We start from the raw sequence: 14,178 nt of genomic DNA on the forward strand, positions 1-14,178 counted from the left end.
TATGCGATTGATTAAAAGTACGGCACGCTTACTCATGCCCGTGGCCTTTTCACTTCCGGTAACGGCGCAGATCGACCTGGAGGCGGCCCTTGCGGACAGTAGCAGCCATACCCGTGAAGTAGTGGAAGCTACCTTCAAGACGACACGCATCATCAATAGCCAATCGCCCGAGACCATCCATAAACGCGAGCTCGATTTCAAGGTAGACCACCGTTTCGGCGATATTGCCGGCGCGAACGGCGGTGCCAAGAATTTCTTCGGCTTGGATAATTCCACGGATATCAAAATCGGGTTTGAGTATGGGATAACGGACGATCTGAGTGTCGGTATCGCCCGCGCCAAGGGTGCTACGCAAGTAGCCCAGTTATACGAAATGAACGTAAAATACCGGATGCTGCGGCAAACGGTCGATGGCAAGGTGCCGCTTACCCTAACGGGTTACGCCAGTATGACCATCCCCGGCGTGCAAGCCGACTGGCAGAATGATGGTGAAGCTACCTCGTACCGGCAATTTGCCAACCGGCTCAATATCGTAGGGCAATTGATCATTGCCCGTAAATTCGGCTCGGCACTGTCGCTGGCCGTGCATCCCACGTATATCCGTAGGAATACCACGGCGGATTACGATGGTCAAGATAACCTGTTTGCTCTGGGGATTGGTGGGCGGTTGAAGGTGAGCAGGCGTATGGCGCTGGTGATGGACTATTTCCTGTCGTTCCGATCGGCGGCAAGCAAGGAACGGTATGCGGAAGCCATCACCGCGCTTTACAACCCCCTGGGCATCGGCTTGGAAGTCGAGACCGGCGGCCATGTGTTCAATCTCAATTTTACCAATGCCACGGCCATCCAGGAGATGCAGTACATTCCGGAAACCACCTCATCATGGACCAAAGGACAGTTCCGATGGGGGTTTACCATCTCCAGGCGGTTTTCGTTGTGACGGTATCGGTCTAGGAGTCTTTCTTATTGCGGTGTGTCACCGCCCGTATTACCGTATACATGCTAATACAAACCCCCGCTAGTGCGAAAAGCGCTGTCCAGATGGGCGTTTCGGCCTCGCGCGATTGGTCGATCCGATATCCAATGTAGGTGAATACACCGATGATGGCCAGCATCTGGATGCCCACCCCGCTGAAATAGGCGTATTTGCCCAGCGCTTTAGTCGGTAACCGTTTCGGTTTGTTCATTCGATAATAGTTTGTTTTTAACGGCCTCATGGAACCTGTATGTCATCGCCTTTTAATCAGTAGGCACTGACATGTCAGGTTTCATACGAAATCAGTTTCACTTCGGGCTGGCGTTCGGGCAACGCCAAACTGCGGCTGGTCGTACACCGGCCATTGATGGAGGCGCCATCCTCAACGATGAACCGCGTGGCCTCGATATCCCCTTGGATCAGCGCCGATTGATTGAGTTGAAGGACTTCCTTGGCGATAACCTGGCCCTGCACAGTGCCTGAAATCTCGCCAGAACAGCAATTGACGTTTCCGTTGATGTCGCCGCCGTCGCCAATGACGAGCTTGGCGGTGCAAGAGACGTTGCCGTTGATGCGGCCATCGATGCGCAGGTCGCCCGCAGTCGTGATGTCGCCATTAATTTCGGTCCCGCTGGCAATCAGGTTAAAACTGCTGCTCCGCGTTTCGGGTAATTTTTCGGTTTTTTTGTTTGTAAACATTTGGATAGATGCTCAGGTAAACATATGGTTATCAAAAAGCGATGTAATCGGTGGGGTTCACTGGGTTGCCGTTGTACCACAACTCGAAATGGAGGTGCGGACCGGTTGTCAACGATCCTGTATTCCCGGCAAACGCAATCACTTCCCCACCACGAACAAAGCTACCAACTTTTTTGATAATTGATGCACAATGTTTATACAGCGATAGCAAATTATTGCCATGTTGTACGATGACCACATACCCGGTCTCGGGCGTATAGGACGCAAAAACCACGTGGCCGCTCAGGGTGTTGCGCACGGGTTCGTTCTGTTTCACCGCAATATCCACCGCATAATGTTGCTCCTGGGCACTGAAACTCGAGCTGATGATCCCCTTAATGGGGCTATAGAATGTATAGGATGCGATGCCCGTACGGGTAGGCCCGGGGTTTTCGGGGAGGTCGTAGGGTGCGCCTGATTCCACCAGCTCGCGCAAGGCCAGCTCGTCTTCCGAGAGGCCTACTTCCGGAGCCCCGGAGGCCGATGGTGCAGTCACGTCGCTCACGGGGTGTTCTTCCTGTGCTTCTGCGGCGGTTTCGCCAACTTCACCACTGATCACCTGCTTGATGTTATTGAGGTATTGTTCCTGCGCACGGGCTATCTGCTCCATCGAGTCGATCCGGGCGTATGTATCCAGCAAGGCTGTACGCTCGTACCCGCTGAGCGAGTCGCCGATAACGTATTCACGTAGTGATGTGGACCGGATGAGGACGATGGTGAGTACCACAAGTACAATGATGGCCGATATGGTGCCACTTATCCAGTACCATAGTTTACCCCTGAAAGCTGCCTTTTCCTCAAAGGTATCTTCATGGAGTACCACGACCTTATAACGGGCGTTGAGTATTTTCGACAGCTTGTTTTTTTGTTTAGCCATAGCACCACGTTTCTAGGTAAGGGGTACGACAACATGAAATAAATGGCGACGTATTCGTGAATACCATTAAAAGTAAGCAATTAATGAATAATTATATACAGACGAAAATAAATGATATTTTTGCATGTGCATTCCCAGCAAATATATTCATTTTTTCGGCACTTGTCGGCCATTTCGGCCCTTCATATCGTTGCAGGCGCACTGACGTGTTGTATTTTGGCCGGGTGTGCAGCGAACCGGGAAAAGGAAAGCGAAGTCAAGTATGATATGATGGAGAACCTGACGGCTCGGTTCAACATCGTCTACCATGGCCGTAAGATCATTGCCGATGTAACGCGCCAGAATTTTGAGGCGCACCACGATAATTACCAGCAGTTGCTGCCCGTACTCATCGAACCTACCGAGGCCACCGCGACGTCAAACGCACAATTGATGGATTCTGTTATTGGCAAGGCGCGGAATATCATCAATACTAAAACGAAAAGTAAATACATCAACGAGGCTTACCTGCTTACCGGCGAGGCAAACCATTTGAAAGGGAACTACTACAACGCCGTGGAGTTTTTTACCTATGTGGCTAATACGTTTGCCGATATGCCTGAATACCGGCAGGCTGCCTTGGTCTGGAAGGCACGCTCCCAGATGCAGCTGGGTAACCTTACCCAGGCCGGACTGGTGCTGGATACCGTGTTTGCCGGCCTCGAGGCCGAGAAGAAATCGGTGGGGCTGGCATTCGCTACGCAAGCGAAGTACTACCTCCTTGTACACGACGAAGTATCTGCAATCACGATGCTGGAGCAAGCCATCGAGCATACCCGGCACAAACCCACCAAATTGCGGTGGCATTTCCTATTGGGGCAGCTGTTGCAGAAACACGATCGTGCGGAAGACGCATACGACCACTACAGCAAAGTGGTACGCAGCAATGCGCCTTACGAAATGTCGTTTCATGCCGGGCTGAACCGCGTGTTTTTAGCGACGGCCGAAAACGGCACTGGCGAACAACGGGTGAAACTGCTGCGGCGTATGCTGCATGACGGCAAGAACAAGGAGTTCAAAGACCAGATTTATTACCAGATCGCTAAAATTTTCTATGCCGACGGCCACCTGCTGGAAGCGCTGGCTAATTACGAGCTGGCCCTGCGGCAAGAAAGTAACAACCGGTACCAGACCACGCTGACCTATCTGGAACTTGCCGACCATTATTTTCATGCCGCAGACTACCCTACGGCCAAGCTTTACTACGATAGCGTTGGCATGGTACTGCCTGTCGATTTTCCCCAAGCGGGGGAAGTGCAGCGGAAAATCGCCAATTTAGATGGCCTGATTACGCAATTGCGGATCGTAGCGCATCAAGATAGTTTGCAATATTTGGCGGGGCTGGATGAGGTGCAGCGCCAGGTTGAGCTGGATAGCCTTATCGCTCGCCGATGGGCTCACTACCAAGCCAGTAAGAAAGAACCAACGGAAGAAAAATCCACCCGGTCGACGCGCTTTTCGCCGTTTGATGATATGATGGCTGCGACACCAACGTATACCGATAACCGGTTTTACTTTAATAATCCCGATGCCATGGGGATGGGGCAGGCGGAATTCCGACGTCGGTGGGGCAACCGTCAACTGAAGGATAACTGGCGGTTTAGCGATATGGCTGGGGGGAGCGCTGTGGCCGCAATCACTGACGGAGCTACTGCCGATACCGAAGTTACCCTGCCCCAAGATACCATGGAGGTGGATAGTGCTACATGGGCTGCCGAACTCCAGCAGGCGTACGTGGGGGAACTGCCTGATACGGATGAAAAATTGGCGGCTTCTGACACCCTCATACACGGAGCCCTCTTGCGGATTGGCAATAGCTACCGCGATGAATTGCTCGACAACGAAGCAGCGATTCGTACCTACGAAGAACTGTTGGCCCGCTACCCGGCCACTGCAGATGTACCCCTGTTGTATTACAACCTCTATCGACTGTATACCGACATTGATGCCGCAAAAGTATCCCACTACCGCGAGAAACTATTAGCTGATTTTCCTGATTCGAGGTACAGCCATATCATCCGCGACCCGATGTACCTGGCCAAACTGGAACAGCAGCAACGCGTGCTGGATCAGGTATATGAAGCGGCCTATACACGCTATGCCGCGCAGGAGTACCACGAGATAATCGACGAGATTAATTCTATACTCGATAAAGGGACCGGACGCCGGCAGACATTGAGCCAACTGGCTTATCTGCGGGCATTGGCTTTGGGGCGGATATCCACGATTGATACATTTGAAACCGCATTGAAGGAGTTGGTAGCAGATTTTCCCGATGACAGCCTCATTACCCCACTAGTGAACCAGCACCTGAAATTCATAACAACCCACCGGGACACCCTGTCTACCCGCCAGTATGCGTTGCAACCCATCGTTGAAGGTAGGGAGCGGTTTGTCGATGAACCGACCATGACCCTGTGGCCGCAACTCGTGATTAAACGTGGGCCCGAGCCGCCCAGACCACGCCGGGAACTGGATGTTGCTGCTGCCGGAAGCTCGGGGGTAGCCGGCATGCATGGCTTAGGGAGTGGGGTTGGGGTAACGCAACAACAGCTGGCCAAAGTGGCGGAAGTCGGTGAATTGGGCGCTAATGTATACCGTGATTTGGCATTGCTGCCCGATTCGGCAATCTACTATTTCGTGGTGAACGTAATGAATGGGCGTGTTAACCTGGCACCGTCGCGTTTCGGCATCGGTCAATTCAACCGAACACGGTATGCCCAACAGGACATCGCCCACCAGTTGAAAGCCGTCAGCGATGAAAACCAGTTGATTTACATCGGACCATTTAATAACTACGACGACGCCAAGCGGTATGAAACGCGGATTTTACCGCTTATACCCGATATCATGAAAATCCCGGGGGATCTGTATAACACCTTTGTGATTACCGAAACAAATTTTGGCACGTTATCTGATTTCAATAAGATAGACGATTACCATGCCGTATATCAAGATCAGTTGGATAGGTAAGTGCGCGCTTAAGCGTGCGTTTTAAGTAGAAGAATGAACAGCAAAAAAAAGAACGATAACAACAAGCTAACAAAGGACGAAATCAGCCGGTATACCCGTACCTTCTGGAAGATACTTATCGGTATCATTTTATTGGGCTTTTTATTTATCTTTTGTGTGGGCGTGGGGCTTTTCGGTAAATTACCGACGTTCCGCGATTTGGAAAACCCGAAGAGTAACCTTGCCTCTGAGGTTATCTCGGAGGATGGCATGGTGCTGGGTACTTACTACGTACAGAACCGGTCGAAAGTGCGTTACGATGAACTTTCGCCCTATTTGGTGCAGGCACTGATCGCTACGGAAGACAAACGTTTTTACCGCCACTCGGGAATCGATTATCGACGTACATTCACGATTATTTTTTATAACCTGATTGGCAACCGACAAGGAGCGAGTACTATTACACAGCAATTGGCGCTCAACTTGTTTTCCGAAGGGCGTGCGCGGAGTACCGGCAAGCGCATCATCCAGAAATTCCAGGAATGGATAACCGCCGTGCGCCTCGAGCGCAACTATACGAAGGAAGAGATCATCACAATGTATTTCAACACGGTCGATTTTGGTGCCTACAACACGTTCGGTATCAAATCGGCTGCCCGGACGTACTTCAATACAACGCCCGATAAGCTAAGCATTACACAAGCAGCCCTTCTGGTGGGTATGCTGAAAGGGCCGGGTATATACTCGCCGGTGCGCTATCCGCAAAATGCCATCCGGCGCCGCAACGTAGTGATTGAGAACATGCGTAAGGCCGGGTACGTCACCCGGGAAGAATCGTTGGAATTGCAGAAGAAACCACGGGTGCTGTCGATGAACATATCGGAATATGGCGACGGTTTAGCCCCCTATTTTCGAGCGGTGATGAAACGGGAAATCCAGCGGGAGTTCAAAGAGCTATCGATCACGAAGGCTGACGGAAGCCCGTATGATTTGGACCGCGACGGGCTCAAGGTCTACACAACCATCAACTCCAAGATGCAAGCCTATGCCGAAGCGGCGCAGAAAGAATGGATGACGACGGTTCAGGCATCGTTTGATAGGCAGTGGAAAAGCCGTGACCCCTTCCGGGGCGACAAGGCAAGGCTGTTGGAAACGGGCATGAAGCGCTCCGATCGCTATCGGGTGCTGAAGCAGGCGGGCAAAAGCGAATCGGAAATCAAGAAAGATTTCGAGACGCCAACACCCATGACGATATTTACGTGGGATGGTGATAAAGATACGGTGATGACGCCGATGGACTCCATTCGGTATAACAAGCTCATCCTTCGGAATTCGTTCATGTCTATGGAACCTCATACCGGCTATGTACGCGCATGGGTAGGTGGCATCAATTTCGAACACTACAAGTACGACCAGGTGAAAACCGGTACGCGGCAGGTAGGGTCTACGGCAAAGCCTTTTACCTACGCAGTGGCCATCGACAATGGTTATTCGCCCTGTTTTAAAGTGCCCAATGTGCCGATCACGGTCGGCACTGGCCCGAATGCTTGGTCGCCCCGTGGCGACAACTCAGCAGGTAGTCCCATTACGCTCCGCACCGCCCTGGCCCACTCGCAGAATTACGCAACGGCTTATATGATCGACGAAGTGGGGGCGACACCGGTGGCGGCACTGACCAAGCGCATGGGCATTACTTCCGACGTACCCGAGTTTCCTTCGATAGCGCTGGGTGCTTATGAAGCTTCGGTATACGACATGGTGGGCGCTTATTCGGCATTCGTGAACCATGGCGTATGGGTAGAGCCTACCTATATCCTCCGCATCGAAGATAAGAACGGCATGCCTATCTACGAAAACACACCACGGGTTTCCAAGGTGTTGAATAGCCAGACCGCCTACATCATGGTCGACATGCTGAAGAGCGTCGTGGCGAATGGGTCGGGTGGGCGCCTGCGTTGGCGCTATGGCCTTAACAACCCCATCGGTGGCAAAACCGGTACCACCAACGATAATGCAGACGCTTGGTTTATTGGTATCACACCCGAATTGGTGAGCGGCGTATGGACAGGTGCGGAAGATCGGGGCATCAGCTTCGCCTCGATGGCAGAAGGACAGGGCGCGCAGGCAGCGCTCCCTGTGTTTGCCCTTTATATGCAGAAGGTCTATGCCGACACGACATTGAATTATACGCAAGGCGACTTCCCATTGCCGGAAGGGGGGCTTACCAAGGAGTTAGATTGCAGTAAATACGAAGAATTCAGACCGAGCGAAGAGCCGCAGTTGGACGACCGGCTTGGGTTTTGAGTAACGATTAAAAAGTCCACGCAATGGTCGCTAAGATCTTTCACGCAAAGGCCGCTGAGGGTTCTTTGCATACGTCTTCTTTGCGTACTTTGCGTGGAACCTCCGCGCACTTTGCGTGAATGGAGTGTGAAAGGAGATAGCAGTGACCAAATTTGACTACCGTAAAGTACTTGAGCAGATACCGCACCGGCCGGGGGTTTACCAGTATTGGGACGCCGATGGCGAACTCATCTATATCGGAAAAGCAAAAGACCTCAAAAACAGGGTAAGTTCTTATTTTGTCAAGACCAGCCAGCTGAATGGCAAGACCCGCGTGCTGGTACGCAAAATCAACCACATTACCTTTACCATCGTCGATACCGAGATAGATGCATGGCTGTTGGAAAACAGCCTGATCAAAAAGCATCAACCACGGTATAACGTGCTATTGAAGGATGATAAGACCTATCCTTGGATTGTCATCAAAAATGAACGATTTCCCCGTGTTTTCCCAACCCGAAAATACGTCAAAGACGGCTCCAGGTATTTCGGGCCTTATGCTTCGGTGGGTATGATGCACGCCATCATGGATACCATCCGTGAGCTCTATCCCCTCCGTACCTGCAACTTGTCGCTCACACCGGAGAACATTGCCAGTGGCAAGTTCAGGGTGTGCCTGGAATACCAAATCGGCAATTGCAAAGGGCCATGTGAAGCGTACCAAACGGAGGAAGACTACGAACATAGCTTGAAGGATATCCGCGATATTCTCAATGGTAAAATCAGTGTGGTTATCCGCCGGTTGAAGGAACAACTGGATGCTGCCGTTTCTGAATTGAATTTTGAATACGCCCATCATTTGAAGAGTAAACTCGACTTGTTGGGCCGTTACCAAAGCAAGTCGACCGTGGTCAACTCTTCCATCACGAATGTCGATGTGTTTAGCATTGCTGCCGACCAAAAGTATGCGTTTGTCAACTACCTGAAGGTGATGAATGGTGTGGTCATCCAAACGCAGACCGTGGAGTTGAAGAAGCGGCTGGATGAGAGTGAAGTTGAATTGCTAAGTTTGGCGATTTCGGAAATACGAGCACGATTCAACAGCACATCCAAGGAAATCCTTGTGCCATTTGCGCTCGATGTCGATACCGGAGACCTTCGGTTTACCGTGCCGAAGCAGGGCGAGAAGAAGAAGCTACTGGAATTATCGCTCAAAAATGCGTTGTACTTCAAAAAGGAGCGGCTCAACCAATACGAGAAGCTCAACCCCGAACTGAAGACCGACCGCATCCTTACGCAGATGCAGCGCGACCTGCGGATGAATGTACTCCCAAGGCATATCGAGTGTTTCGATAATTCCAATTTCCAAGGTAAGTATCCGGTTTCGGCTATCGTGGTGTTCAAAGATGCGAAACCCTCAAAGAAAGATTATCGCCATTTCAATGTGAAAACCGTCGAGGGGCCCAATGATTTTGCGACAATGGAGGAGGCTGTGCATCGGCGGTATCGACGGCTGTTGGACGAGGGGCAGACGCTTCCACAGCTCATCATCATCGATGGGGGCAAAGGCCAATTGTCTTCTGCGCTGAAGAGCCTGAAGCTGTTGGGTATCGATAAGCAGGTTACTGTGATCGGTATTGCGAAGCGACTGGAAGAACTGTACTATCCTGGCGATCAGTACCCCCTATACCTCGATAAGAAGTCAGAGACATTGAAGGTCATCCAGCACCTCCGCGATGAGGCCCACCGCTTTGGTATTACCTTCCACCGCAATCAACGGAGCCGAAATACCTTCCGTACGGAACTGGAAAGTATTCCCGGAATCGGTCGAACGACGGCAGAGAAGCTGCTTAAAACCTTCAAATCGGTAAAGAAAATCCGGGAGGCCGCGCCTGAGCAACTCCGGCAAATTTTGAACGAGCGACAAGTAACCGCGTTACAAGCTTATTTCGCCGCCCTGCTCGAATGAACGACAACTGAACTAGTTCATGGCACTAAATACCAAGGTTCCGAGTACCCCGAAAACGAGGGCAACGCCGTATACTGCCAGTACAATGACCATCATGATGCCCCAAAACTTATAGAAGGATTTCAATTTGGAGAAAGCATAGACAAGAGCTTCTTGATTCTGTATGGCCAATGCCTGGTGCGCGTATGTCGAAAAATCATATAAATACTTGGCCGGAAAGTAATATAGTAGTCCCATGACTGCATAAATGACACCAATCATGCCTGTAAAGGCAAATTGTGCAGGTAGTTGGGCGGCAAACGCCGATCCAAAAATCATGAATGCAATGCCTGCCAAAATAATCAAGGCAGCCATGATAAAACCAACAATCGCTAGAAATTTACTCCATTTCGCGGTTTCGGATAAGAATAAGTGGATTTCATTGTTGATAACCAACGGTGGCTCCGGTGGTACATTCGCTACAGCCGTTACATGGTTGTTCTCTTCCATAATATCAAGTGTTTTTTGTTATAGAGGCAGCAATTTTAGTGTAATGGTCTATCTGCTTAACTTTTCGAGCACGTTCTTCCCATGGTTAACCAGCGCGGCGGTGGTAGAATCGGGTGCCGATTTGATGTTGAACTTCGCCAGCTCTTCTTCCAGTATCGTTAGTTTGTCAGTATCGGAGGCCGCCGTGAATTGTTCGCGCAATATCCTTATCTTCTCGGCGTCCTGAACGCCCTCACGGATGCGCTCAAATCGAATGGAGCTCCGGCCATCGGGATAGATGACATACGTGTCGCCAGCGGGCCATGTGCGGAACCGAGAATCGGTCAGTGGCTTTTCGGTCCACGAATTGTAAGACCAATGTAAATATCCATCAAGATCGGTAGCGCGTGCATACCACCCCATGAAAACGGCCTCGGAAGGATCGGAGAACGTGAACACATTTGGGAATTCGTCAGCACAACACACGTAATATGTACTTATTAGTCCTTTTTCTTTTCTAAAGGCTAAGTCGTTCTCTGCAAAATCGGCGCCGAATGCTACGCAAATGTCGTTCAGCATGGGGTATTGCTGGTAGCTTTTGTGGTTATCGGCCAGGGCCACACCCAACTCGGGGACAACCTTTTCTAGCAGGGCTAGTGCGATTTTCATCTCCTCTGGCGAACGCTCATCCATGGCGATATTGGTGAACGACAGCCAACCGTTGGCATCCAGGTGGTCGCGGAAGTCGGTGAGGAAGGGTGTCCAGAGCTCCGTGAATTCTGGGCTTCCCGGTTTTGCGCTCACATTCACCGTATCGCCGGTTGCCTCGTCGATGTAATGGATTTCATGGTTCCATGGCAGCAGCGAATAGCAATTGATGAGCTTGTTTACCCCGAGATCCAGCATGAAGTTAATCCAGCGATCAAAAACCGCATAGTCATACGTCCACTGACCGTCTGCTTTCCTGGTCCAAACGATCATGTCTTCGTAAGGGTCAAAGCACTGGTTGTTCCATGGGTCTTTATTGAGGTTAGCAGTGATAACCTTCTGCCCCGCATCGGCTAGCATCTTCATGGGCACCTTCATCAACTCCCAGTGTTCCTCCGACCAGACCTCTACGCCATGTACGCGTGCAACGGCCGAGGGGTGTTGCCACATATCGAGGTGGAAAGCCCACTCACTTGGCGCGGGCAGTAGCTGTGGAAGCACTTCAATGGATAAGTCCATTTTTTTGGTTCCTTCGCCCTGGGCGTGCAAACTCAATGTGCCGGTATAGGTGCCTGGTGTTGCATCCGCAGGGATGTCAAAACTCAGCCATACGGGTAGGGTGGTTCCCCCCGACATATCGAAACAGTCGACATTGTCCAACACATCGGCGGATAGCGACACCGGGAAATCTTCGGGTTTACGGCGACCGCAGCCATTGGCAAAGGCATCGGTAAGCACATACCGTACGAAACGCGCTGTACCGATGGAGCCCGCCATGGTGGACCCATCTTCAGCGGTGAAGGGGGAAAAGTCAAATTCGATCTGATCGACGGGCCGGTCAGACCACAGGAGCAACTGCGCGGATATACGCTCTCCGCGCCAGCCGTTGCCCTGCCACGTTGTGGATGATCCGACCTCGGGTATAGCCGATTTGGGATACCGCTTATCGATGGTGGCGAATGCATAGTTCAAACCGTTGACGGCCGACCAGTCGACATGTGTCGTATCCGGATCGGGTGCTTCTGCATATGTTTCGCAGGTTTTTACCGGGCGGGATGGATTACATGCCGTTAGCAAGGCCAAACAGGCTAGTGGTAGGATATAATTTTTATTCATCTTGGTCTAATAATTTCCTCAATACTACGGAATGCATGTGGGTTTTGCAATGTTTTTCGGTATGCAATCGATTGTTTGGTTTTACCGTCGCCGGTCAATCGTTCAATGAAGCAATGGCATAAGGAAGTTCTGTGATGATGCGTGTTGCTGGTACGATTGCCATTCCAGCGGCATGCAGCCGGTCGCCGGCGAGCCCGTGCAGGTAGCATCCCAGTAAGGCAGCTTCCCGCGGAGCGTACCCCTGTGCTAAAAATGACACCAATATGCCGGTCAGCACGTCACCCATGCCGCCGCTAGCCATGGCCGGATTGCCGGTGGGGTTAATGGCTACATCGCCGTCGGGTAGGGCAATAAAGGTGTATCGGTTTTTCAGGATGATGATTACGTCGAGGGCAACGGCTTGTTCGCGGGCCGTTTGTAAGCGTTCCCACCAACTGTTGTGCTGGCCAAACAGTCGGTCGAATTCCTTCATGTGAGGGGTAAGGATGCTTTGCTTGGGTAGTTTTTGAAGCAGCTTCGGTTTTTTTCCAAGAAAGGATAATGCATCGGCATCGATAACGAGCGGTTTTGATCCGTTGATGAGCGTAGGTTGTATATTCAAGTCCGGTACATCAAGTCCAGGCCCTATGGCTACTGCATCGAATTTCTTCTCCCAGGCGTCTGCGTCCTCGTGGCTGCAGAACATCACTTCGGGATATCTGGTGTTCAGTGCAGCCAACCCCTCTTGGGGGGTACATGCCGAGGTAAGTCCGGCGCCGGCATATACACTCGCGCCGGAAGCAAGAATGGCCGCACCCATGGTACTCCTCGAGCCTGCTACAATCAACGCATGGCCGTATGTGCCTTTATGGGAGAATTGTTCCCGTTGGCGATATATATGCTGGATGTCGGCGGTTTCCACCAGTCGGTAGTTGGACGGCAATTGCTCAATGAAATTGTTGTCCATTCCGATGTCGACCACGTGGAAGCGAGCCATGGCGCGGGCCGACTCGGGAAAAAAGAAACTGAGTTTAGGCCGGTGGAAGGTAATCACTTCATCGGCATAGACCGCATACTCGTTTGCCGGCATAACACCATCGGCGCGCAATCCGGAGGGGATATCTACAGCAACCGCATGCCGATGCGCTTGGTTGAGGTATTGTGCAAGTCGTAGCCAATCGCCATTTAAAGACTTGTTTAGTCCCGAACCCAACAATGCGTCAATAATCACCCGTTGTTGGATATCCGCGAATTCATCTGCAGGGAAAAATTCGGTGACGGGTATGGGCGTGAGGTGCAGGCGGGAGAGATTTGCAGCAAACCCGTCGCTTTCATGGTTGGCATACCGCGCAACCCACACGGCAATGGTATCATAGCCTTTGGCTTGCAGCAATCTGGCGATAGCCAGGCCGTCGCCACCGTTATTTCCGGTGCCACAACATACCAATATGCTGGTGTGCTTGTCGGGGTATAGCTGCATGAACGCTGCGGTGAAGGCCATTGCCGCATTTTCCATCAAGTCCAGCGAGGTGATGGGCGTTTGCTCGATGGTATGGCGGTCTGCATCGCGCGTTTGCGCAGCGGTCATGATGGTCTTCATATACGTTGTTTATTTCTTCACTCGCGCTTTGTTTAATTAAAGGTACAGGTTTATGGGCGAAATGTCAAGAATGGAGAACATGGCAACGAAGTCGAATAAATACATTAAGTTTGTTGAACCGTAATACAGGAAAAGCATGATTGTCAACGACCCCTTACAGTTAGCTCCAGCCATTACCGAAACGCTGGAAACCATTTTTGATCCGGAGATACCCGTTAATATTGTTGAACTGGGCTTGGTATATGAGCTGATTACCAAGGAGGGCGGTATTGCCAAAGTGGTCATGACGCTCACTGCACCCGGATGCCCAGTGGCTGGCGACATCATCGACGAAGTGCAGCGTAAGGTAGGGGCGGTGGAGGGCGTGAGCCAAGCCTTGGTCGAACTTACGTTTGATCCCGCTTGGGATAAAAGCATGATGAGCGAGGTGGCCCGGCTGGAGCTCGGGTTTATGTAATCGCGTTTTCGGCCTG

General features: G+C 51.4%; 11 protein-coding genes. 5 read left to right on the forward strand and 6 right to left on the reverse strand.

Going from position 1 to position 14,178, the window contains the following annotated elements:
- Position 1: 1 nt before the first annotated feature.
- Positions 2-940 (forward strand): DUF5777 family beta-barrel protein, encoded by a 939-nt coding sequence (locus U9S71_RS12910; protein WP_326327922.1) that lies wholly within the window; start codon positions 2-4, stop codon positions 938-940.
- A 10-nt stretch (positions 941-950) separates the two neighbouring features.
- On the opposite strand, the gene U9S71_RS12915 is transcribed toward U9S71_RS12910, so the two are convergent.
- The 3 genes from U9S71_RS12915 to U9S71_RS12925 all read right to left on the reverse strand — a co-directional run bounded on the left by U9S71_RS12915 (position 951) and on the right by U9S71_RS12925 (position 2,591).
- Complete coding sequence (locus U9S71_RS12915) at positions 951-1,187, reverse strand: AtpZ/AtpI family protein (protein ID WP_326327923.1); 237 nt, start codon at positions 1,185-1,187, stop codon at positions 951-953.
- A gap of 74 nt (positions 1,188-1,261) precedes the next feature.
- Complete coding sequence (locus tag U9S71_RS12920) at positions 1,262-1,675, reverse strand: bactofilin family protein (RefSeq protein ID WP_326327924.1); 414 nt, start codon at positions 1,673-1,675, stop codon at positions 1,262-1,264.
- A gap of 31 nt (positions 1,676-1,706) precedes the next feature.
- Positions 1,707-2,591, reverse strand: coding sequence for a M23 family metallopeptidase (locus U9S71_RS12925; protein ID WP_326327925.1), 885 nt, complete (start codon positions 2,589-2,591; stop codon positions 1,707-1,709).
- Between the two features lie 111 nt (positions 2,592-2,702).
- Here U9S71_RS12925 and porW point away from each other — a divergent pair, with 111 nt between their 5' ends.
- From porW to uvrC, 3 genes are all read left to right on the forward strand, one after another.
- Positions 2,703-5,603 (forward strand): type IX secretion system periplasmic lipoprotein PorW/SprE, encoded by a 2,901-nt coding sequence (porW, locus tag U9S71_RS12930; protein ID WP_326327926.1) that lies wholly within the window; start codon positions 2,703-2,705, stop codon positions 5,601-5,603.
- 33 nt (positions 5,604-5,636) lie between these two features.
- Positions 5,637-7,886 (forward strand): penicillin-binding protein 1A, encoded by a 2,250-nt coding sequence (locus U9S71_RS12935; RefSeq protein WP_326327927.1) that lies wholly within the window; start codon positions 5,637-5,639, stop codon positions 7,884-7,886.
- Between the two features lie 142 nt (positions 7,887-8,028).
- A complete protein-coding gene (gene uvrC / locus U9S71_RS12940; RefSeq protein ID WP_326327928.1) occupies positions 8,029-9,834 on the forward strand; it encodes an excinuclease ABC subunit UvrC in 1,806 nt (601 codons plus the stop codon).
- A 12-nt stretch (positions 9,835-9,846) separates the two neighbouring features.
- On the opposite strand, the gene U9S71_RS12945 is transcribed toward uvrC, so the two are convergent.
- From U9S71_RS12945 to U9S71_RS12955, 3 genes are all read right to left on the reverse strand, one after another.
- Positions 9,847-10,323, reverse strand: a complete 477-nt coding sequence (locus U9S71_RS12945) for a DUF5362 family protein (protein WP_326327929.1) — start codon at positions 10,321-10,323, stop codon at positions 9,847-9,849.
- A 48-nt stretch (positions 10,324-10,371) separates the two neighbouring features.
- On the reverse strand, positions 10,372-12,126 hold the full coding sequence (locus U9S71_RS12950) for a DUF4091 domain-containing protein (protein ID WP_326327930.1): 1,755 nt from the start codon (positions 12,124-12,126) through the stop codon (positions 10,372-10,374).
- 94 nt (positions 12,127-12,220) lie between these two features.
- Complete coding sequence (locus U9S71_RS12955; RefSeq protein WP_326327931.1) at positions 12,221-13,705, reverse strand: NAD(P)H-hydrate dehydratase; 1,485 nt, start codon at positions 13,703-13,705, stop codon at positions 12,221-12,223.
- Positions 13,706-13,841: 136 nt separating this feature from the next.
- On the opposite strand from U9S71_RS12955, the gene U9S71_RS12960 reads away from it, so the two are divergent.
- On the forward strand, positions 13,842-14,162 hold the full coding sequence (locus U9S71_RS12960; RefSeq protein ID WP_326327932.1) for an iron-sulfur cluster assembly protein: 321 nt from the start codon (positions 13,842-13,844) through the stop codon (positions 14,160-14,162).
- Positions 14,163-14,178 lie beyond the last annotated feature (16 nt).

Source organism: Parapedobacter flavus (genome assembly GCF_035818675.1).
Lineage (GTDB): Bacteria > Bacteroidota > Bacteroidia > Sphingobacteriales > Sphingobacteriaceae > Parapedobacter > Parapedobacter flavus.